This is a genomic window from Paenibacillus sp. FSL R5-0341 (assembly GCF_037975235.1).
Lineage (GTDB): Bacteria > Bacillota > Bacilli > Paenibacillales > Paenibacillaceae > Paenibacillus > Paenibacillus amylolyticus_A.
In genome coordinates, this window is the sequence record NZ_CP150241.1 from 496,614 (window position 1) to 516,959 (window position 20,346).

The window sequence follows — 20,346 nt, forward strand, 5'->3', positions numbered from 1 at the left end:
TCAGATATATCATTAACCCAATGGGGGCAGAAAGGAAACGAATATTCGGATGAAAACCAAACTGTTATATATTGAAGACGATACGGAAATTGCGACTTGGGTCAGAGCCGATCTGGAGGAACGCGGTTATGAGGTGCAATGGCTCGGAAGTGGTGAAGGTGCCGCGGAGGCTGCTGTCGGTTGCTCCCTCATTATCCTGGATGTCATGTTGCCAGGATTGGATGGATTTACGGTGGGCCAGCGACTCAAAAAAGAATATCCCGCCGTACCCATTGTCATGCTCTCCGCCAGAACGTCCATTGACGACAAGCTGCATGGTCTCGATTTTGCTGATGACTATGTGACCAAACCATTTCATCCCGATGAACTGGCTGCCCGGATTGAGGTTCAACTGCGTAAGGCAGGAACAGCGGTCTCATCGGATGTAGCCCTGAAGCTGGATCATCTCTCCATCTATGAGAAGGACAATCGGATCGTCAATGAGGAGACGGGGGATGAGATTATTTTATCAGGAAAACAGTTTCACATCTTCACTTACCTGCTACGACATATGGGCATGATTCGAACGAAAGAGCAGATTTATGAAGCTGTCTGGAACGAGCCCTATCTGGATGGGGATAAGACTTTGATGGTACATATTCGACATCTGCGCGAAAAGCTGGAGCTTGATCCGGCCAATCCTGGTGTTATTCAGACGGTCCGCGGTGTGGGATATCGTGTGAAAAAGCCATGATCCGGCGGTTCAGAGAACGGAAAATCATGAAGAGAGGACAGAAGGGAGAACGAGGCATGGATCAAAAGCAATCTGGGCGACGCAAGCTTCGCTTTGGGCGGTCCTTGATGTCCAGATATATGATCCTGATTCTCGCGGCAGTATTATTCGTGCCCGTCGTTCTTCCGATCATATCCATCATTTATGTTGTGGTGGTGAATAACACGAATTCGAATCAAGCGTCACCATATGGTGACGTTACCCGAATCAGTAACTTGTGGTTGCGTGAAGCACAGAAACTGGATGGTGCTACAGATGGAGAGGTTAGCGCACGGTTGAAGCAGTTACATCGCAAGTATTCCAAAGCTTCCATGTATCGAGTGAATGCTCGTGGTGAGACGGTTTTTATTCTGGGTGGTGAAGATGTATCGCTGGTGAAATCCACGTCGGCGGATGGCAAATCAGACACGATATTGAAGTGGTCATTGGATTCAGGGAAAACTACAGAGACCCGAATTCCAGCTGAATGGAATGCGAACAATACCGTGCAATTCATGAAAGAAGCTACCTATCGTGATCCACTAACTGTAGTTGCCTATGTAGGCGGAGATGAACAGGACAGAGGACAGGGCTTCATGGTCATTGAAGTGCCGCGATCTCTTTTGCAAATGAAACAGAACAATTGGCCAATGGAACTCTTGTATCTTGGCATTGTCATGACTCTCATCTTTCTGATCTTCATCATCATGTCGATTCTCTTCTTTGCACGTATTCGCAAGCGACTTATTCGTCTGCAGACGGCGATGATGACCCCGGGCAAGGAAGGCATTCCACTTCCGGTGGATATCCGCCGGTCAGATGAGATCGGTCAGCTGGAGGAATCCTTCAATCAGATGGTGCATCAACTGTCCGACAGCCGCGAGCGTGAACGAGAGGAAGAACAATTGCGCAAACGTCTCATTGCGGGGCTTTCCCACGATCTGCGCACCCCGCTAACAGTAATTCGTGGACATATGCATGCTTTGCACAAGGAAGCGCTTAGTGAGCGAGGTGACCGTTCATTACATCGAATGGAAGCGAAAATGGAGGATCTCGGCGGGCTCATCGACAACATGTTATCCTACAATTTGCTCACGAGCGGGAAATATACCCTGAAGCTGGAGGAGAAAGATATGCTGCGGATCGTCAGGGAAACGGCGGCGGCCTGGTACCCAGTCTGGGAGAAAGAAGAGTTCGAGATTGATATTGACCTGCCAGAGGAACCGCTGATCTGGCATATGGATGAACAGGGCATGCGTCGTATCCTCGATAATCTGTTCCAGAACGTGATCCGTCATGCCGCCAGCGGGAAATACATTGGCATCTCAACCCAGGAGATTCAGGGCGAGACCGCTATTGTTATTCAGGATCGGGGTCCGGGAATGCAACCGAGTTCCGACACGAAGGGGACGGGTCTGGGGCTATCCATTGTAGACCTGTTGATTCGTGAGATGGGACTGCGGAAGCGGGTGGACAGTTCCAATACCGGTGTTAGGACATATATCTACAGTGGTACGGGAAACAGGGAAACAACAAACCGCTGAAATCCCTTTTTTTAAACTAAATTTAAACTGGAGACTACCTTGGCTTTAACCTTGGAAGGTTACGATAGTTCCGAGGTGATCATACAGTGAGTGAAAATATTATTCAAACGGCGAATTTATGGAAAACATACCGGGACCGTGCAGCGGTCCGTGAACTTGATCTGCATATTAAAAAGGGAGATATCTATGGCTTCCTCGGTCCCAATGGTGCCGGCAAGACAACAACGATTCGCATGCTTCTCGGCTTGATTAAACCAACCAAAGGCGTGATCCGGGTCTTCGACAAGGATATTCGCAAGGAGCGCATGGACATTTTGCGTCGTGTGGGCTCCCTAGTTGAATACCCGTCCTATTACGGACATCTGAACGCAGTAGAGAATCTGGAGACCTTGCGCCGCATTATCAATGTGCCGAAATCGAGAATTGCTGAAGTGCTGTCCATTGTAGATCTGACGAAGGATGCCAAACGTTCGGTGAAGGGATATTCCCTTGGGATGAAGCAGCGTCTGGGGATTGCCAGCGCTTTGCTGGGTGAGCCGGAGCTATTGATTCTGGACGAACCGACAAATGGGCTTGATCCTGCCGGTATTCAGGAGATTCGGGAATTGATCAAACGCATGCCTCTGGAACATGGCATTACTGTTCTGGTGTCCAGCCACTTACTGAGTGAAGTTGAACAGATGGCAAGTCGCGTCGGTATTATCCGTGAAGGCAAGATGGTGCTTCAGGATACCATTGCGAGTCTGCATAGTCAGACGGGCAGCTCTATCCGGTTAACGGTATCGGAGCCGGAAGAGGCCATGAAGCTGGCCAGAGAACAGGGCCAATATGGTCAGCGGCAGGGTTCTGCGTTAACGTTCCCTTATATGGATAACCCTTCGGTGGCACTGCTTGTGCGCCGATTAATTGAGCAGGATCATGATGTGTATCGTGTAGAGGAACAGCGTCAGTCTCTGGAAGATCTGTTCATGCGGGTCATCGGCGAGGGGGCATCCATATGACCAGGCGTGCATTATCATCGGATTGGCTCAAGATTCGCGGGAAAGGCATCTGGTTTCTCGTCTTCCTGGCTCCGATTGGATTGATAGCCATGCAGGCGCTTAATTTCGGGCTACGGCTGGATTATCTGAAAGAACAGTACGCCGATAACCTGTGGGGTGGGCTATTGGGCAATGTGGTTATCTTTGTGCCTTTGTCTCTGATGCTGGGGGCAACCATTCTCAGCTCGATGATCGCTAATGTTGAGCATGAACAGGGATCGTGGAAGCAGCTGCTTGCGATGCCGATTCCTAGACCGGCTGTGTATCTGGCTAAGTTTCTGCTTGCTTGTCTGCTGCTGATGATCTCCTGCCTGCTGTTAACCGCTGGAATCGTGGGTCTGGGACTGATCCTCGGATTCCATGCCAGTGAGATCCCTTGGATGCAGGCGATTAAGCTGGGGCTGCTACCTTTGGCTGGTGCGCTTCCCGTGTTATCTCTGGAGTTATGGCTCACGATGGTAAACAAGAATCAGGCGCTTCCGGTCACCCTTGGTATTGTGCTAGCGATAACGGGCATGTTCGCACTCAGTATCTCACCGAACTTTCCACTCGCTTGGGCGCAGATGGCCTGGAATGGACCCAATCCATATCTGTATGCAGGCATGGGTGCAGGTCTGGGAATCTTGATTCTGTTGCTGGGTATGGTGCACTTTAGTCGGAAGGATGTGGCCTGACATGAGCTTCGCGACAACCTATTTCCGAATTCTATCTGCTGAACGGTTGAAAATGGGTAAATCGCCCATATGGCTGCTGATCCTGCTGAGTCCACTCATTGCGCTGCTCATCGGACTCTTGTCCACGCCTTCTGGGAATTGGCAGGTTTTGATGGGCACCATGGTATTTCTGCATGGATTGCTCCTGTTGCCAATGCTGACCGGCGTGTTTACGTCCTTTATCTGCCGATTTGAACATGCAGGAGGAGGGTGGAAGCAGATGCTGGTTTTGCCGCTCACACGTTCAGGTGTATATGCAGGCAAACTGACGATTGTACTCATGCTTCTGGCGGGTACACAAGCATTGTTGCTGATGTCCATTCTGCTGGCAGGGTTGATTCATGTCATCACAGGGCCAGTCCCTTGGGGATTCTTGGTGAGCAAGCTCCTGCTTGGATTATTGGCCTGTGTACCACTGGCTGCCCTGCAGATGTTCGTTTCATTGGTGTGGAGCAGCTTTGCCGCACCACTCGCACTGAATTTTGCACTGACCGTACCGAATATTCTCATCGTAAACTCAGCTACATTTGGGCCGTATTATCCATGGGCACAACCGATGATTCTGATGACGCCAATGGATGGCGGAGGTTTCGGAGCCTATAATGTTCCGTTGATGACGATGCTGGCGGTCGTCGGAGGCAGTGCTGTCATTTTCATTGGGATAGGCATGATGTATTTTGCAAAAAAAGAAATTTGAATAATCTGTTATAAGCCTGGTTATCGTAAGATCAAGATCCTCTTTAAGCAAAACATGCAAAGCTCTGTTGTATGTAGGCTTGAGGAGGATTTTTTCTAATGTCTGACCCACCCATCGTGAATGGTTAACTCCCGAATGATTTTGGCCGGGGCTCCGGCTACAAGTGTATTCTCGGGTACGTCTTTAGTTACCGTACTTCCTGCAGCCACGACTGCATTTCTGCCAATCGTCACTCCGGGCAAAATGAGTGCGCCTGTGCCAATCCAGGCATTATCCTGAATGATGATGCTTTTGGCGGTCTGGCTCCCGTCATCCAGCGAATCAATGCGGTGATAGGCACTGTCAAATATGCTTGTTCGAGGACCGATCATGACATTATTGCCGATCGTCACCTCTACGTTAGCCGCAATCCCCACACCGGCATTAATCATGACGTCATCTCCAATGGTTAATCGTGCTCCTTTGACCACGGTTAGCTGGGTTCCCCAAGGTTTGCCTATGATGTTAAGCCGTTTTCCCACCTGCAAATCACCCAATTTATTCAGATAAACCTTACCCCTAATTCGTGGCAGCAGGCCCATTGAGGGTTGAATTTTACCAAAGATGGCCAAGCCTCTTAGTTTGCCATAAACAATTTTAACTCTGTTGGGCAGCATGATTCATCCGTCCTCTCCGTAGTCAAATAACGCTTTTTAACGATTATATCTTTTTTGATACAATTTGTATCGTTGAATTTCTGAATTATAATAAAGTAGAAATTTAAATTCCAACTATTACATCACACTTCATGTGAATTGAATCATAGATTGTAAGCAAAAGCACACGAGAATCTGGTAAAATAAAAAAAGCTGTTTCTAGGCAGGCTTACATGGTTATTCGAGGGTAGGCCCATTTCTACGGAAATAATTAATTCCTGCTGTTAGATGAAGATATTGGCTGAGAAAAGAGGGGTAAGCCTTGGATATTAATAAAATGGAAACCCTGAAGCGCATTATTTCTGAGGGAAGTTCTTACCAATCATTGTTTTTTAACCACCCGGATGCCATTTATGTGATGGACATCCATGGAAACTATATTGATGCTAATCCCTCGGTAGAGCGGATATCAGGGTATACACTGGATGACTTGATTCGTAAGAATCAGAGTGAGATCTGTCCTCCGGACAGTGAAAATTCACGCAAAGAATATATTAAAGAGGTACTGGCTGGACGTTCAGTCAGTAATTCCATTACTTTTTATCATAAAGACGGATCTTTGAAACACGCAGAGATAACGTATGTGCCCATCACGGAGGGTGAAGAAGTTGTTGGCATCTATGGTATTGCCAAGGATGTTACCGAGACGTTAGAAGTGGAGCGTGAGCTTCGGGAGACACAAGAGAAATATCAGGTGCTCGCTGACCATGCACAAGATCTGATTACGACCTGTGCAACGGATGGAACGTTGTTGTACGTCTCACCTTCCGTGTACAGCTTGCTGGGTTATAAGCCAGAGGAAGTTACAGGAAAGTCCTTCAAGGATTATTGTTATCCGGGAGATTATCCTGATCCTATGGAGCTTTCCGAGATTGGCAATGGCTGTAAGATGCGCGTGTTACACAAAAAAGGACATTATATCTGGATGGAGACATTGGCGAAGCCTGTGGCTGGAGTGCGGGGTAAGAAAATTCAGATTGTAAGCATTAGCAGGGATATTACCCAGCACAAAGATGCGGATAGACGTCTTCGAGAAAGTCGTCAGCGTTACAGATCACTGTTCGAACATAATCCGGCAGCCGTGTATTCATTGAATATGCAAGGCCAATATAGTGCGGTGAACAGCAAGCTTGTACAAATGCTGAATGTTCCACGCAATAAGCTTATTGGTAAATCGTTTTTATCCAATCTGGATAAATGCGAAGTGCAATACGGCCAAACGAATTTTGAAATGGTGAAGCAGGGCGAACCGCAATATTATGAGACCCGAATTGTCAATTCAAGTGGTCGGAAGATCGAAGTATCCGTTACGAATGTGCCTATTATTGTGGATAAAGAAGTGGTAGGTGTCTATGGAATCGTATCCGATATTACAGAGCGTAAGGAATATACGGAACGGATTCAGGAGCTTAGCAAGCAACATGAGCTGATTCTTAACACGGTTACGGAAGGAATCTATGGTTTGGATGCAGATGGAATCACCATGTTTATGAATCCTGCAGCAGCTTCGATGTTCGGTTATGAACCGAAAGAATTCATCGGCAAAAACTCACATCCCATTATCCATCACACGCGTGCAGACGGGAGTCATTTCCCAAAAGAAGAGTGCCCAATCCACATGACCGTTTTGGATGGACAGAGACGCTCAATCAAGGAAGATGTGTTCTGGCGTAAAGATGGCAGCAGCTTTCTGGTGCAGTATCAGGTGACGCCGATTATTGAACAGGGACAGATTCAGGGCGCGGTGGTCGTGTTCAATGATGTGACTGGCGAACGTGAAATTGTACGTGCCAAAGAGACAGCTGAGCTCGCAGCTCAGGCCAAGTCAGAATTTCTGTCGATGGTCAGCCATGAGATCCGGACACCGATGAACGGGATCGTGGGTATGACCGAGTTGTTGATCGGTACCGATTTATCGGAGGAACAGCGAGAATACGCCGAGATTATTCAAGATAGCGGCGATGCTCTGCTGAACATCCTTAATGATATTTTGGACTTCAGTAAGCTGGAATCCGGGAAAATGGCGCTGGCTTATGAACCATTTGCATTACGCAAGATGCTGGAACAGGTTGCCGAACTGTTTAAACCCCGTGCAGATGAGAAAAATCTGAAGATCAGATTTCGTCTCAATCCAAGTATCCCTGAGTTCATGGTAGGCGACTCCATACGTATCCGACAGATTCTGGTGAACCTGGTTGGCAATGCGCTGAAGTTCACAGACCGGGGAAGTATTGATGTCACCGTAGATATCATCAAGGGCAGAAAGCCCGAAGACAGCGTTCTTGATTTTGCGGTGCAAGATACGGGGATTGGCATCCCCGCTGACAAGCTGGATCAGTTGTTCCAATCCTTCTCTCAGCTGCATCCGGTGATTAACCGGAAGTATGGTGGTACTGGCTTGGGCCTGGTCATCTCCAAGCGACTCGTAGAGATCATGGGAGGCAGTATCAGTGTCGAGAGTATAGAAGGAGAAGGTTCGACCTTCCGGTTTGCTGTCCCTGCGACGAGTGTAGAAGCTTCAGCGGAACAGACAGCAAGTCAGTTCCATCATGATCGCACACGTCAAAGTGACAAGGTCGCCATGCGTATTCTGGTGGCGGAAGATCATCCGGTAAACCGGAAGATTCTGCGAGAATATCTGGAGAAGCTCGGATACCAGGCAGATGTGTGTACCAATGGCGTAGAGGCGATTGATGCCATCTCTCAGAATGCTTATGATATTGTCCTGATGGATATTCATATGCCTGTGATGGATGGACTGAAGGCGACAGACCTTTTACACCGCCTGATTCCACAAGACCGAATACCGCCAATTATTGCTGTTACAGGCAATGCCAAACGTGAAGACAAGGAAGCTTGTTTGGAGATAGGTATGCGTGACTTCATTAGCAAACCGGTTATGCTGAGTGAGTTGAAGCGGGTGTTACAGCAATGGGGACCAAGGGACGAACCTCAGCTTGCACCGAATTGAACAATAGTTCGACCGTGAAAAATAATAAATACAAACATGCCAATAATCCTCCTCAGATGGAGGATTATTGGCATGTTTGCGTTGACAGGCTTTTGAAATTGAGCTGATGCATAGAATTGGAGCTTATACGAATGGCTTATGCCAGTGTCAGACGATTGATGTTACCTGATAGAATTTCACAGGAGTTATTGAACTTCTGGCGTTCTGTTGCATCCAGATTCAATTCGATAATCTCCTGAATGCCATTTCCGCCGATAATTGCAGGAACACCGACGCAGACGTTATGTTGCTCATACTCTCCGTCCAGAATAGCTGATACGGCGATGATTTTGTGTTCGTCATTGAGGATGGAACGGGTGATGTGCGCGAGGGCGTTGCCGATCCCGAATTGGGTAGAGCCTTTGCGAGTGAAGATCTCCCAGCCGGCATCTTTCGTTTTGCGTGCGATATCGTCCAGATCCAGATGTTTGAAGCGCTCCTTGTGCTGATCCATAATATGCATAATCGGTTTACCGCCGATGGTCACATGCGACCAGGCCACGAACTGGGATTCTCCATGCTCCCCGAGAGCATAACCATGCACGCTGCGTGGATCGATGGAGAAGACTTCAGACAGCAGCGTTTTGAGTCGTGAAGAGTCAATGGACGTGCCTGTACCGATGACATGTTCGCGCGGGAGGCCGGATAATTTCCATACCATATAAGTTACTATGTCAACCGGATTGGCAGCGACGACAAAAATCCCGTTAAATCCACTGTTCATGATGGGAACCACGATGTCTTTGGCAATGGACTCCGCTTCCTCCAAAATATCCAGCCGTGTCTGTCCTGGCTTGGGATTCGCCCCGGCGGTTAAGATAATGACATCCATATTGCCGCAATCGGCATACGTTCCTGCATATACTTTGGTGCGATTATGTGTGAAGTCCATGCAATGGGAAAAATCCAGTGCCTGTGCTACAGCACGGTCATACGTCCGGTCCACCATCATAATTTCCCTGCATATCGATTGATTAATCATGGAATACGCACAACTCGAACCGACAAGACCCGCCCCGATCACCGCTACTTTACCTGATTTGCCTAACACTGCCGTTCAGCCCCCATTACATTGATATTTATCCGTCACTTACGCGTCCTATGTTAAGTATAGTCCTTTATTTTATGCTGAAATGTATTTCTACGTTACATAAGATAACACATAAAAAAGCTATACAGCAATGATATCCGCTATCGCGGGAGCGTACTGGAGTAACGAAGTTAACAAAATTGACATGGAAAATTCATAATCCGTTGATTTGACGGCATTTGCACCTGTCTTATTCGACATGACAGCATTCATGCTCGTTGTCGGATCAAGGGTTATTTGTGCGAATCATATACCTGACAAAAGTTCTTAGGAATCCGCAGAAACAGAACAAAACCGCCAAAGGGATCTGCCGAGAAGCTGACGAATACATACGGACAAGCAAAAGATAAGCATACATGATCCATAAGACAGGTTGCCCCGATCCGATGACGGTTCCATACAGGAACGCTGAAGCCATAATGTTTTTATCCAAGAATCAATTTCATAACTCACTAAAGATATTATGAAATTGATTCCCAAAAGACTTCATTCCGGGAGGGAATTAATGATGATTGAAGAAGCAGGAGCAACGACGGAAACGGCCAAGAGCCTGGGCATAGGTGCCAGTACTCTTCGTAAATATGCGGCGGCACTGGAAGAGCAGGGATACCGGTTCGAACGTTCCGCCAACAAATCCAGACTATTCAAATCAGACGACATCGAGTGCATTGAACGCTTGATGACCGAACTTAGAGAGCATAATCTGCCATTAGCTGATGCTGTGGTGACTGTATTGGCTCCAGACATACCTGTCGTAGAAGTAAATGTAGATGTACCCGCAGTGAGAATTGAAGGTCTCTCAGAGCCAGAATGTGCAGCAACATCGATGTCATCTGTATACCCTGAAGAACCTGAAGTAACAGGTAATCTGAGATCCTATGAGGGTCTGGGGCAGCTGGTAAGTGAGGTCACTTATGGTGCTGTGGAACAACAACAACAGGATGATCGGGTACAGCTGCTGCAACAGCGGGTCGATGAACTGGAGTTGACTCTTCAGCATCTGGCCGATACACATATGGCGCTTCAGGAACAGATGGAAAAACAGCGTCTATGGATGAACGAGAAACTGGAAGAGGAGCGGGATCGTGAACTCGTGACCAATCTGCGCAGCTTTCAGGGAAGAAAACGTAAACCCAAGGGAGCATCCCTGCGTATGTTGTTCGGGCTGCTGCCCAAGAAGCATAAGGAAGCTTGAGCAACAGGCTTTTGCCCATCGTGATTTTACAGTATCGGCCTGATATAATAAGCTCCATACAACATGAAGACTGGTAACGGATTGCTCGGTATAGAATTAGACCGGGGAGATCTGGAAGCTGGCATGGGAGGATCTGTGGAGCTGCGACGAAGTTGGCAAAGATTGCTCGGACTATGGACTGACCGTCCTAGGCGTCAGGGGACGACCATTGCTGAGCGTTATACGATACAGGAATTGCTGGGCATGGGGAGCTATGGGCTGACATATCTGTGTACAGATGACCAGACTGGTCATGAAGTGGCGTTGAAGGAGTCCAAGCCCAGCAAGGGCAGACTCGCTGCGCACCTGTTGGAGCGGGAGGCGGACGTGATGGAACGTCTGCACCATGAGGCGATCCCTGACCTATTGGATGTGTTCACATCAGGGAGAAAAAGCTATATCGTTACCGAGTATATTCGTGGACAAACGCTTGAAGATTGCATATTTGAGCAAGGACTTCAATATTCGGAGCGGGAATGTCTGGAACTGGCAGGTCAACTGCTTGCTCCGGTGGCTCATGTGCATGAACAGGGGTATATTCATGGAGATGTACGGATTCCCAATGTTATTTTACGTGAAGGGATGTTGCATTTGATTGACTTTGGCCTGGCGAGACGCTTGGGGGAGCCGTTGTTGCCGGAGCTGAAGCGACGTATGCGTGAAGTCCCTGAGCCAGAAGATGAACAGGCTACACCGGATCATGATCTGCAGGATATCGGTCACTTTCTTCTATTTATGCTGTATTCCGCCTATGAGCCAGAGAAGGGCCGAGAACCTGCCAGCTGGCAGGAGGAACTGAAGCTTACGCCTGAATTGCATCAGATGCTGGAGAGACTTCTTGGACTCCGTCCAGGTTATGAGGGTGGGGCGCCAGAGTTACAGGCAGAGATTGAGAATGTGTTGCTGAAATTACAATGAAATAAGCTCTGTAGGCGGACCTATATTTGTTATCCGTGACCTCTTCGTATGATAGCTGTAGGGGTCTTTTTCCTTTTCGCTTTTATAGAAACAATAAGAGGTGTTCTGCAGACCGTGTGTACGGCTGTCGAACACCCCTTTGTTACATATTCAATAATTGTAGCGTCCAATAGACCGAGGCGATCATTGCTCTTTAAAGGCACTAGTGAAAGCAGCTTAGCTGGAGCTGTATTTTCTGCTTTTGTAATACCCGGAGCCACTGCGGCTATCCCGATATTTCACATCCGAAGAAGAATAGCGCTTGTAGGAACGCTTGCCTGAGGAACTGCTGTGACGTTTATATGAGCGCCTGTCCGAGGAGCTATAACGTTTACGGTGAGATGAAGATTTCGAATCGATCAGTTTGCCAATAATCTTTTTGAACATGAGCTTTCACCCTTTCGAATTCAACTGTTTTTAACCATATACGTGGTCCGATATGAAGGGGTTTCGAGTTTTTCATGGAAAATTGTATTCATTGGACAGGAGCTTGGCGTATAATAGGATGTTGCTGATTCCACGGAATTTTTTATTTTGAGCGTTTAGCGTTACAATAGAGGACAGGATAAGATTTTAACGGACAAGGAGTAGTTGTTATGATTACGTTGAAGACCAAAGAACAGATTGAATATATGAAAAAAGCCGGAGAAATTCTCGCCGCGTGCCATAGAGAAATTGCAAAAATGATTCGACCGGGCATCACGACACAGGAGATCGATCAGTTTGCAGAGGCTTTTATGAAGAAAAATGGCGCTACGCCGGAACAAAAGGGATACAACGGCTACCAATATGCGACATGTGCGTCGGTTAATGATGTGATCTGTCACGGGTTCCCGGGGAAATATGCACTGAAAGACGGCGATATCGTTACAATCGACATGGTTGTTAATCTGAATGGCTGGCTGGCTGATTCGGCGTGGTCTTATGCCGTAGGTGAAGTGACTCCGGAAGCACAACATCTGCTGGACGTAACCAAAACCTCTCTGTACAAAGGCATTGAACTTGCTGTGGTTGGCAACCGGATCGGAGATATCTCCCATGCCATTCAAGTGTATGCAGAAGGTGAAGGTCTGTCGGTTGTACGTGAGTTTATTGGACACGGCATCGGTGAGAAGATGCATGAGGAACCACAAGTCCCTCACTATGGTCCACCACATCGGGGTCCACGTCTCAAGGAAGGCATGGTTATTACGATTGAACCGATGCTGAACATTGGTACGTACCGCAGCAAGCTGGATTCGGATGGATGGACTGCGCGTACGATGGATGGAAGTCTATCTGCCCAGTATGAACATACGATTGCGATTACAGCAGATGGTCCTGTGATTTTGACAGCACAATAATAGCTAAAAGCAGCTACAATGTGACGATATTTGCATATTTCAAGGCGGCCCACGTTTGTGATCCGCCTGTTTCGGTTTAAACTAATAAGAAGTGATAACACAGAGCCAGTGGTGAGTGATCTCAGCTGACAAGGGTTAACCTTGCGTCCACTTGGCAACAAGGAGGTAATTTTGGTGTCTGTAAATAAACAGATCGTACTTGCGTCTCGTCCCGAAGGTGCCCCATCCAGAGAGAATTTCAAATTTATTGATGCACCCCTTCCCGAACCGGAGGCTGGGCAAGTCCTGGTACGTACATTATATTTGTCGGTCGATCCGTACATGCGGGGCCGCATGAAAGATACAAAATCCTATGCTGCACCGTATGCATTGAATGAAGTGATCAAGGGTGGAGCCATTGGACAGGTTGTGGAATCTTCGGAACCGAATCTGCGCAAAGGAGATCTCGTGTCCGGCATGTGGGGCTGGCAGCAATATGCCGCAGTGAATACGGGTGACCTTTCGCTGATTGATACGGAAGAGGCACCGATCACGGCTTACTTGGGTGCGCTGGGCCTGACGGGGCTGACGGCTTATTTTGGTATGGAAGACATCGGCAAACCCAAGGACGGCGAAACGGTAGTGGTATCGGGAGCAGCCGGAGCGGTAGGCATGATTGCAGGTCAAATTGGTAAAATCGTAGGAGCACGCGTGGTCGGCATTGCAGGCTCTGACGAGAAATGCGATTATCTAAAAGAAAAACTGGGTTTCGACGTGGTGTTGAACTACAAGAAGGAGCAGGATATGTCAGCAGCCATTGAACGGGCTTGCCCGGATGGCGTAGACGTCTACTTCGACAACGTGGGCGGTGACATCTCGGATGCAGTGTTACGCCATATCAATCGGAATGCACGTATTCCGTTATGTGGTCAGATCTCGTCTTATAATCTGGAGAAGCCGGATATCGGGATGCGCCCACAGACGCTGCTGTTAACGAATACAGCATTAATGAAAGGTTTTCTGTTGGGTGACTACACCAAATCCTTCAAAGAAGGCCGCGCGAAGTTGGCGAAATGGATCAAGGAAGGTCATATTCAGTATGAAGAGAACATTGTGGACGGATTCGAACAGACGCCGGAAGCATTCATGGGTCTTTTCTCGGGAGATAATCTGGGCAAGCAGCTGGTTAAAGTTGCAGATCCTGAATAGATATCGAATGGTTTTACATTTATAAATAGGTTGAGAACACCAAAAGACACGTTCTGCACACTAATGGTGCAACAGAACGTGTCTTTTGTCTGTGAAACTGTGCGTGGTCTACGGTGACTAGTGTTCGGCAACCAGCACTTCTTTGTAGTGTTTGTACATATATACACGCCAGCGTACAATCATGCCAAAAGCCAGCAGGAAGAACAATCCGCCCGTTTGCGGAATGCTTACATACCGCTGAATGACTTCATGCAGGATCAGGCGTACGGCCAGCAATCCGAGCAGAATGAAAGCAAAGCTGCGGGAACGCGTGGCGAAAATCTCTTCGCCTACTCGTTCAAACCGTGTACTTCGAATGAGGGGATACGAGAAGAGAAACCAGCCCACCAGCAACGCAATGAATGCCCAGAGTAGAGGAACATGCGTCTCCGGTACAACAAACATGAGAAATCCTGTGCTCATGCCGAGCGGAGGAATAAGGATTTTGCGAATGGTCACAGGTCTGTGACTGGCTTTCATGCGGATGAAAATAGCAAGCAAGGCCATGACAAGCATGCCCACGGTTGCTCCGATTTGCAGGTAGTACGGACTGATTTGAGCCACGTAGAACTCCCTCTTTCTGGAATAATATGTTATCCGGAGATCCGGAACCCAGTACGAATTGCCGGAATTTTCAGTTCCTATTATATCACAAACGTAGAAAGCCGATAGAAAGCTTAGTGTATCATATACCCGATATGTATTCACAGGGTGTATTTGAAAATTTTGTATTATTGTGCCCGTTGTAAGGCCGTTTATTCGATTAAGGGGAAATCATGCAATGATTGGACAAAAATGGATGTACATTAAGCTTATCGGTTCACATCGCACAGGTTGGCTTGCCAGTAATACAGATTGGTTAGTACATGTGGTCAGCCTGATCTGTGCAAGTGTGATGCTTCTTTTGCTGGTTATCTACGGTTATATCTTATGGACGAAATATAACAGCAGACGCAGGGAAAAGGTTAAGATAGTACTGGTGCAGGAATTACTTGCGGAGGGATCGGTTTTACAGCGGTACCTTGACCACGGAGAAATTGGCGTAGAATTATTAAATATGAGCAGAGATCAACAAAGTGTGTTGCAGCAGTTGTTATTGCAACGACTCGCTCAAGGTGCGGAAGAGCACGAGATCTTGCGGATTCGCCTGTTATCCTGGCAAGTCTTTGGCGGTTCATACCGGTCGGTACTGAAGAATGGAAAATGGAATCAACGAGTGAACACGTTGTTATATATTGAACAATTTCATATGGTGGAGCTTCTGCCCAGGTTAGAGGATATGCTGCGGGTTAGCTCATGTACGTTACTTGAACGCTTCATCATTTTGCGCATATATGCCAGAACCGGTTATTTCAGAATTGTGAAGGAACTAATGCGTGAGAAATATGTATTATCCGATTCGCAGTATCTTCAGATTCTGCTGTTGCTTACCGAGTCATCCTGGACTCGTCTTAAGGAGCATTTCAAGGATGTACCTTATCAGGTCCAGTCTAATATCATCCATGCCATTCGTATTCGGGATGATCAGACGGATGGCACTGTTGCTCTACTGGAGAAGCTCATTCTCGGAGACGATGCGCAGCTACGTATTTGCTCTTATCAGGCACTGGCTCACGTGGGCAGAGGTCGTGAAGATTTGTTGAAGGGGCTACTGTTGATATGGAACGAACATGGTGAGGAAAGGCAGCGCTCTGAACGACTAACAGTGACCCAGCTTATGGGTACTGTTCACGCGGATGCTTTTATCCCTCGTCTGAAGGTGATGATGGGTGATCCTTCTTTTCAGATCAGGCAGGAAGCGGCGAACTCTCTTGCCCGGTATGAACAGGGACTTGAAGAACTTCGGGATACGGCTGTGAATCATCCGGATAAATATGCAAGGCAGATAGCGGAAGAAACGCTGGAAAGGATGCAGTATGGACGAGAGATGGATTGAGATGCTGCGGAGTTTTATTTTGGCGTGTTATGAGGGAATGTTTATGTATCTAGTGCTAGCCATTGTGATGTGCAGTGTACTGGTTGTCGCCGCTGCTCGGACATTGATCCGTGGGAGGGATCTGGACCCGCTGCAATATCATGAGATGTTAGATGAGGAACTGGCTCCGGCGGTCTCCCTGCTTGTTCCGGTGCGGAATAGCGAGGATACGATTGTACAGCGAATTAGCTGTCTACTGGATATTCAATATGCACGCTATGAAGTGATTATCATTAATGATGGGTCAGAGGATGGGACTATGCGGCGTCTAAAGGAAACCTATGATCTGATGCCCATTCAGAGTAAAGTTCATTATTCGAGACTCGGCCAGGAGACGGCTCAGATTAATGGGGTCTACCAATCCAGGCTGCATCATCGTCTCATTGTGATCGACAAGGCGTATGGAGGACGAATGGACTCCCTAAATGTAGGCCTGAAAATTTCGCAGTATCCCTACATCGCCTCCGTTGGACCTCACACAGTTCTGGAACGGGATGCATTGGTGAAGATCATGAAACCCGTTATGGATGCTCTCCCGGGAGAAGAGGTCGTTGCTTGCAGTGGACGAGTAGATCTCATGGCACCGGGAAATACGAATCATGCGGATTCAACCGACAACGGCGCAAGACGGACGGGCAGTACGTTGTTTGTAATGCAGACCATTGAATACGTGCGTGCTTTTCTGATTAGCGGCGTGGGACTCGTTCGGTACAATATTAATGTGCTTTTATTTACGGCTGAAGTATTCGGTGTATTCAAAAAGAACCGGGTGTTGGAAGTGGGGGGTTACAAGCGCGATGACCAGGTCGCTCACATGGAACTGGTGATGCGGTTACAGAAACATATGAAGCAGATCCGGGAGCGTGGCCGTATTATATATATTCCCGATCCAATCTGCAGGGTAGAAGTACCCGGTACATGGCGTCAGCTGTGCAGACAGCGTATCGGTTGGCACATGCAGCTTGCAAGCAGTCTGTGGACTCAGCGGAGCATGATCTTCAATCCGGCCTATGGCTGGATGGGGATGGTATCCATCCCGTATTTTATTTTGATCGAATTGTTGGGGCCTGTGTTGGAACTGGGAGCGATCCTGCTGTTCATTGCAGGCATAGGGCTGCAGTTGGTGGATATTAACCTATGTATCATTCTCGCTCTGTTGCTGACACTCTATGGTTCCTTGTTGTCCGCAAGTGTGGTGATGTTCGAAATATGGTGTTCACGCAAGGCATATACATCCCGAGAGGTGACACGTCTGCTGGTGTATGCATGTACGGAGACGTTCTGGTTCAGACCGCTGAATAACATATCCCGTATAAATGGAATGTTGCAGGCTATGGGATTAAGGAAGGCAGAGGAAAAGGACAGCAGACATGGATTAGGGTAATCTACTGACCAATCCTGACAATACCTTGGAACAGAGCAAGGAGGAATACGCTTCATGAAAAAAAGTTACAGGCCAGCCACGATGTGGACGCTGGCTTGTTTTACAGTGGTATCGGTGGTGCTGGTTGTCCCCTGGATTATGTGGCAATCTCAGGCCCCGGTTCCGCTTAACATCATGATTATAGACAAGAGCAGACCTGATCAGTCTTACCAGGGGCACAAGGGATTGGTCTGGCTTCTGAATCAGCAGAAGATCGTACAGCAAACAGGGGAACACTATTCCTATGAAGAGGATTATTACGGCTATGATCTTCAGGACGGGCTTCCTCGGATGAAACGATTGTTGCCTGATGAGGTGACGGATACGGATCTGATCTATCTGACGGCGAATCGGAGTAGTCTGTCTGCACACAAGAATGAACGGAAGCAAGACGGAATCTATGAAGGCTTAACAATATATGATGTACAGAAGATTCGCGAGGCTGCTTATAAAGGCGTAACGATTGTCGCCGAATACAGCGCATTGGCGAATACAGCTTCCAAGATGACAAAGGACCAGCTATATCCCATCTTGGGCGTGAACAGCAGTGGATGGCAGGGGAAATCGGTATCTAATCTGCAAAGTATAGAAGAAGTACCCCGTTGGATTCGGACGAACTATGAGCAGCAGGAGAAGAAGAAATGGCCTTATCACGGAGCTGGCATGCTACTGGTTCATGTGGACGGACAGGTCATGGTACTTGAAAAAGGTCCGGATGTGAAGGCGGGCAATATACAGATTGCATTTACACCGGAAGGCAGTGATTGGAGCGGCATAACTCAGGATATACATTATAGCGGGTGGTTCGATATCATTGTGCCGCAAGAGAAGAACTCCATACTGGCCTGGTATAAGACGGATCTGACGGAGAAAGGCGAGCAGAAGCTGGTGGCTGCAGGAATTCCTGCGGCATTTGCTGCACTTGTCCGATATGACGACTATAATCGATCGTACTACATGGCAGGCTCCTTTGGAGAGATGAAGCACTATTCTTTCTGGCGCCGAATCCAAGGATGGGAGGTCGTCAGGTCCAAGTTTACGCCCGATCAGAAAGAGATTCCTGACATGTTCTACTGGAAGGTGTACGTGCCCGTGATGAAGCATATTTTAGAGGAAGTGCAGGATGGTCGGCAGCAATGGCCGTAGGGTGGCTGTAAATTAAAAAACGTTCGGATGGAGAGTAGACAGCGAAAGGCGGCTCTACTGGAATGAGGAACGGGAGATGTACATATTAGAAGTGTGTAGATGGGATGTACCAGTACACGACAACATAAAAAGGACTGCAGCGGATCTGCAGTCCTTTTTCGTAATGCTATGCGGTCTTTACTAATTTTCATGAAGATGCCGGAGTCCGTGCAGGAATGCGGATACGGTTAGACGCAGACTTTCGTCTGGATCAAAGTTCATGCCGAAGCCCCCCTGTGCCTCAATGGAGGCAAATCCATGGCAGAGGCTTCGCAAACCACGAACGGCGTGCAATGCTTCCGCTTCGGTGAGCGGGTAGGGCTGCAAGCTGTGCAGCAGCAACTCCAGCGTGGCTGTGCTGGCCGCGGCGAGCTGTGGCTCCTCGCGGTCCGGGGCATGAAATGAGGCTTCGTAGAGCCCGGGGTGCTCGCGAACGAAGCCAATATATGCCGCGGCGATGGCCTGAATGGCCTCATCGCCAGTGCGGTCAGCGATAGCCGCGGTTAATGCGCGGCTAAGCTGTTGTACGGACATCAGCGCCATTTCCTGGCGAAGCCCGGGCAGTCCGCTGATGTGGTTGTAGAGCGACGGCGAGCGCACATCCAGCCGCTGGGCCAACGCGGCAAGTGTCAGCGCCTGAAAGCCGTCGCTGTCAGCAAGCTGGATCGCGGCGCTGAGCAGAGCGCCGCGATCCAGCCCTTGCCGGGGGCTCACAGCTGCCCCCCGGCAAGACCAAGCCGCTGCTGTGCATCAGCGGCTGCCGCGCGCATGGCGGCCGCGGGCTGGCGCAGCATCCGTCCGTGGCCTACAGCCAGCACGGACGGTTCCAGCTCCGCCAGGCGCTTCGCGCTGGCCAGAGCCGCTTCGCGGTTCCACGTCGCCAGCGCGGGAAACGGGAAGAGCGGGCGCACGCGGCCGGATACAGCGAGGCCGCCTTGCAGCTGATACGCGTCGCCAGCGATGAGCACGCGGCTGCGCGTATCCATGAAGGCCATATGCCCCGGCGTATGGCCTGGTGAGGCAATGGCGACCAGTGATCCAATCTGGTCACCGTCATCCAGCAAGTGGTCCGGCTGGGTGCGGACCACTTTGGGTTTGGGTACGCCGCCGCGTACCGGGGTCTGTGGCTCACCTGGAAGAAGTGAGGTATCTCCCGCCAATAGCCGGGCATCCCGTCTGGAGATGAAGAACTCCGCTTGGGGGAGTGCCTCTTTGAGAAGATCCAGTGCACCAATATGATCGCTATGCGCGTGAGTCAGAATGATTTTGGTAATGGGTTTGCCAAGGGACTGGGCAGTTGCCAGAATCCCTTTAAGACTGAACGGCATTCCGGCATCAATCAGGGTTAATCCATCTTCCTCTTCAACAAGATACACGTTCACAGGGAAGAGCTTCGGAAGGAATGTAACTTGAACGACATCAAACTCTCGGGTAATGCGCATCGATAAATCCTCCTTAAAAC

General features: G+C 48.7%; 19 protein-coding genes. 13 read left to right on the forward strand and 6 right to left on the reverse strand.

Going from position 1 to position 20,346, the window contains the following annotated elements; genetic code table 11:
- Positions 1 to 49 precede the first annotated feature (49 nt).
- From MKX75_RS02410 to MKX75_RS02430, 5 genes are all read left to right on the forward strand, one after another.
- Positions 50 to 733, forward strand: coding sequence for a response regulator transcription factor (locus MKX75_RS02410; protein WP_339168266.1), 684 nt, complete (start codon positions 50 to 52; stop codon positions 731 to 733).
- A 26-nt stretch (positions 734 to 759) separates the two neighbouring features.
- Complete coding sequence (locus MKX75_RS02415) at positions 760 to 2,295, forward strand: HAMP domain-containing sensor histidine kinase (RefSeq protein WP_339168267.1); 1,536 nt, start codon at positions 760 to 762, stop codon at positions 2,293 to 2,295.
- Positions 2,296 to 2,381: 86 nt separating this feature from the next.
- Positions 2,382 to 3,296, forward strand: coding sequence for an ABC transporter ATP-binding protein (locus MKX75_RS02420; RefSeq protein WP_062837239.1), 915 nt, complete (start codon positions 2,382 to 2,384; stop codon positions 3,294 to 3,296).
- Positions 3,293 to 4,009 (forward strand): ABC transporter permease, encoded by a 717-nt coding sequence (locus tag MKX75_RS02425; RefSeq protein ID WP_062837240.1) that lies wholly within the window; start codon positions 3,293 to 3,295, stop codon positions 4,007 to 4,009. Before MKX75_RS02420 ends, MKX75_RS02425 begins: the two co-directional genes overlap by 4 nt.
- A 1-nt stretch (position 4,010) precedes the next feature.
- Positions 4,011 to 4,745, forward strand: coding sequence for an ABC transporter permease (locus tag MKX75_RS02430; protein WP_339168268.1), 735 nt, complete (start codon positions 4,011 to 4,013; stop codon positions 4,743 to 4,745).
- 95 nt (positions 4,746 to 4,840) lie between these two features.
- On the opposite strand, the gene MKX75_RS02435 is transcribed toward MKX75_RS02430, so the two are convergent.
- Positions 4,841 to 5,401 carry a DapH/DapD/GlmU-related protein gene (locus tag MKX75_RS02435; RefSeq protein WP_062837242.1) on the reverse strand — a complete coding sequence of 187 codons (561 nt, stop codon included), beginning with the start codon at positions 5,399 to 5,401 and terminating at the stop codon, positions 4,841 to 4,843.
- Positions 5,402 to 5,702: 301 nt separating this feature from the next.
- Between MKX75_RS02435 and MKX75_RS02440 the strand changes: the two genes are divergently transcribed.
- Positions 5,703 to 8,411, forward strand: a complete 2,709-nt coding sequence (locus MKX75_RS02440) for a PAS domain S-box protein (protein ID WP_339168271.1) — start codon at positions 5,703 to 5,705, stop codon at positions 8,409 to 8,411.
- Positions 8,412 to 8,547: 136 nt separating this feature from the next.
- On the opposite strand, the gene MKX75_RS02445 is transcribed toward MKX75_RS02440, so the two are convergent.
- A complete protein-coding gene (locus tag MKX75_RS02445; RefSeq protein ID WP_062837244.1) occupies positions 8,548 to 9,501 on the reverse strand; it encodes an L-lactate dehydrogenase in 954 nt (317 codons plus the stop codon).
- Positions 9,502 to 10,045: 544 nt separating this feature from the next.
- On the opposite strand from MKX75_RS02445, the gene MKX75_RS02450 reads away from it, so the two are divergent.
- A complete protein-coding gene (locus MKX75_RS02450; protein WP_339168272.1) occupies positions 10,046 to 10,735 on the forward strand; it encodes a hypothetical protein in 690 nt (229 codons plus the stop codon).
- A gap of 63 nt (positions 10,736 to 10,798) precedes the next feature.
- A complete protein-coding gene (locus MKX75_RS02455) occupies positions 10,799 to 11,692 on the forward strand; it encodes a protein kinase (protein ID WP_339168273.1) in 894 nt (297 codons plus the stop codon).
- A 216-nt stretch (positions 11,693 to 11,908) separates the two neighbouring features.
- Here the strand turns inward: MKX75_RS02455 and MKX75_RS02460 are convergent, their stop codons facing one another.
- Positions 11,909 to 12,118 (reverse strand): hypothetical protein, encoded by a 210-nt coding sequence (locus tag MKX75_RS02460; protein ID WP_017690946.1) that lies wholly within the window; start codon positions 12,116 to 12,118, stop codon positions 11,909 to 11,911.
- A gap of 209 nt (positions 12,119 to 12,327) precedes the next feature.
- On the opposite strand from MKX75_RS02460, the gene map reads away from it, so the two are divergent.
- Together map and MKX75_RS02470 are read left to right on the forward strand one after the other, a co-directional pair.
- Entirely contained in the window at positions 12,328 to 13,074 is a 747-nt protein-coding gene (gene map, locus MKX75_RS02465) for a type I methionyl aminopeptidase (RefSeq protein ID WP_062837247.1), read from the forward strand.
- Between the two features lie 174 nt (positions 13,075 to 13,248).
- Entirely contained in the window at positions 13,249 to 14,262 is a 1,014-nt protein-coding gene (locus tag MKX75_RS02470) for an NADP-dependent oxidoreductase (protein ID WP_339168275.1), read from the forward strand.
- Positions 14,263 to 14,379: 117 nt separating this feature from the next.
- Here MKX75_RS02470 and MKX75_RS02475 read toward each other — a convergent pair whose 3' ends face one another.
- The gene (locus MKX75_RS02475) at positions 14,380 to 14,865 is read right to left on the reverse strand and encodes a cytochrome c biogenesis protein CcdC (protein WP_264933607.1); all 486 of its coding nucleotides are present in this window, start codon (positions 14,863 to 14,865) and stop codon (positions 14,380 to 14,382) included.
- A 217-nt stretch (positions 14,866 to 15,082) separates the two neighbouring features.
- Here MKX75_RS02475 and MKX75_RS02480 point away from each other — a divergent pair, with 217 nt between their 5' ends.
- The 3 genes from MKX75_RS02480 to MKX75_RS02490 are packed head-to-tail and all read left to right on the forward strand — an operon-like array spanning position 15,083 to position 18,845.
- The gene (locus tag MKX75_RS02480) at positions 15,083 to 16,237 is read left to right on the forward strand and encodes a HEAT repeat domain-containing protein (protein ID WP_076332665.1); all 1,155 of its coding nucleotides are present in this window, start codon (positions 15,083 to 15,085) and stop codon (positions 16,235 to 16,237) included.
- Positions 16,218 to 17,660, forward strand: coding sequence for a glycosyltransferase family 2 protein (locus tag MKX75_RS02485; RefSeq protein WP_083679613.1), 1,443 nt, complete (start codon positions 16,218 to 16,220; stop codon positions 17,658 to 17,660). Before MKX75_RS02480 ends, MKX75_RS02485 begins: the two co-directional genes overlap by 20 nt.
- Before the next feature lie 54 nt (positions 17,661 to 17,714).
- Positions 17,715 to 18,845, forward strand: coding sequence for a hypothetical protein (locus MKX75_RS02490; protein ID WP_076332666.1), 1,131 nt, complete (start codon positions 17,715 to 17,717; stop codon positions 18,843 to 18,845).
- Between the two features lie 180 nt (positions 18,846 to 19,025).
- Here MKX75_RS02490 and MKX75_RS02495 read toward each other — a convergent pair whose 3' ends face one another.
- Together MKX75_RS02495 and MKX75_RS02500 are read right to left on the reverse strand one after the other, a co-directional pair.
- Positions 19,026 to 19,598 carry a TetR-like C-terminal domain-containing protein gene (locus MKX75_RS02495; protein WP_339168279.1) on the reverse strand — a complete coding sequence of 191 codons (573 nt, stop codon included), beginning with the start codon at positions 19,596 to 19,598 and terminating at the stop codon, positions 19,026 to 19,028.
- Positions 19,595 to 20,326, reverse strand: a complete 732-nt coding sequence (locus MKX75_RS02500) for an MBL fold metallo-hydrolase (protein ID WP_339168280.1) — start codon at positions 20,324 to 20,326, stop codon at positions 19,595 to 19,597. The genes MKX75_RS02495 and MKX75_RS02500 overlap by 4 nt, the downstream gene beginning before the upstream one ends.
- Positions 20,327 to 20,346 lie beyond the last annotated feature (20 nt).

What these genes read in the sequence shown, in the direction of transcription:
- MKX75_RS02460 (WP_017690946.1), bottom strand. Translation starts at nt 12,118, where the DNA reads ATGTTCAAAAAGATTATTGGCAAACTGATCGATTCGAAATCTTCATCT.
- MKX75_RS02430 (WP_339168268.1), top strand. Translation starts at nt 4,011, where the DNA reads ATGAGCTTCGCGACAACCTATTTCCGAATTCTATCTGCTGAACGGTTG.
- MKX75_RS02485 (WP_083679613.1), top strand. Translation starts at nt 16,218, where the DNA reads ATGGACGAGAGATGGATTGAGATGCTGCGGAGTTTTATTTTGGCGTGT.
- MKX75_RS02480 (WP_076332665.1), top strand. Translation starts at nt 15,083, where the DNA reads ATGATTGGACAAAAATGGATGTACATTAAGCTTATCGGTTCACATCGC.
- map (WP_062837247.1), top strand. Translation starts at nt 12,328, where the DNA reads ATGATTACGTTGAAGACCAAAGAACAGATTGAATATATGAAAAAAGCC.
- MKX75_RS02450 (WP_339168272.1), top strand. Translation starts at nt 10,046, where the DNA reads ATGATGATTGAAGAAGCAGGAGCAACGACGGAAACGGCCAAGAGCCTG.
- MKX75_RS02455 (WP_339168273.1), top strand. Translation starts at nt 10,799, where the DNA reads ATGAAGACTGGTAACGGATTGCTCGGTATAGAATTAGACCGGGGAGAT.
- MKX75_RS02500 (WP_339168280.1), bottom strand. Translation starts at nt 20,326, where the DNA reads ATGCGCATTACCCGAGAGTTTGATGTCGTTCAAGTTACATTCCTTCCG.
- MKX75_RS02415 (WP_339168267.1), top strand. Translation starts at nt 760, where the DNA reads ATGAAGAGAGGACAGAAGGGAGAACGAGGCATGGATCAAAAGCAATCT.
- MKX75_RS02435 (WP_062837242.1), bottom strand. Translation starts at nt 5,401, where the DNA reads ATGCTGCCCAACAGAGTTAAAATTGTTTATGGCAAACTAAGAGGCTTG.
- MKX75_RS02410 (WP_339168266.1), top strand. Translation starts at nt 50, where the DNA reads ATGAAAACCAAACTGTTATATATTGAAGACGATACGGAAATTGCGACT.
- MKX75_RS02490 (WP_076332666.1), top strand. Translation starts at nt 17,715, where the DNA reads ATGAAAAAAAGTTACAGGCCAGCCACGATGTGGACGCTGGCTTGTTTT.
- MKX75_RS02425 (WP_062837240.1), top strand. Translation starts at nt 3,293, where the DNA reads ATGACCAGGCGTGCATTATCATCGGATTGGCTCAAGATTCGCGGGAAA.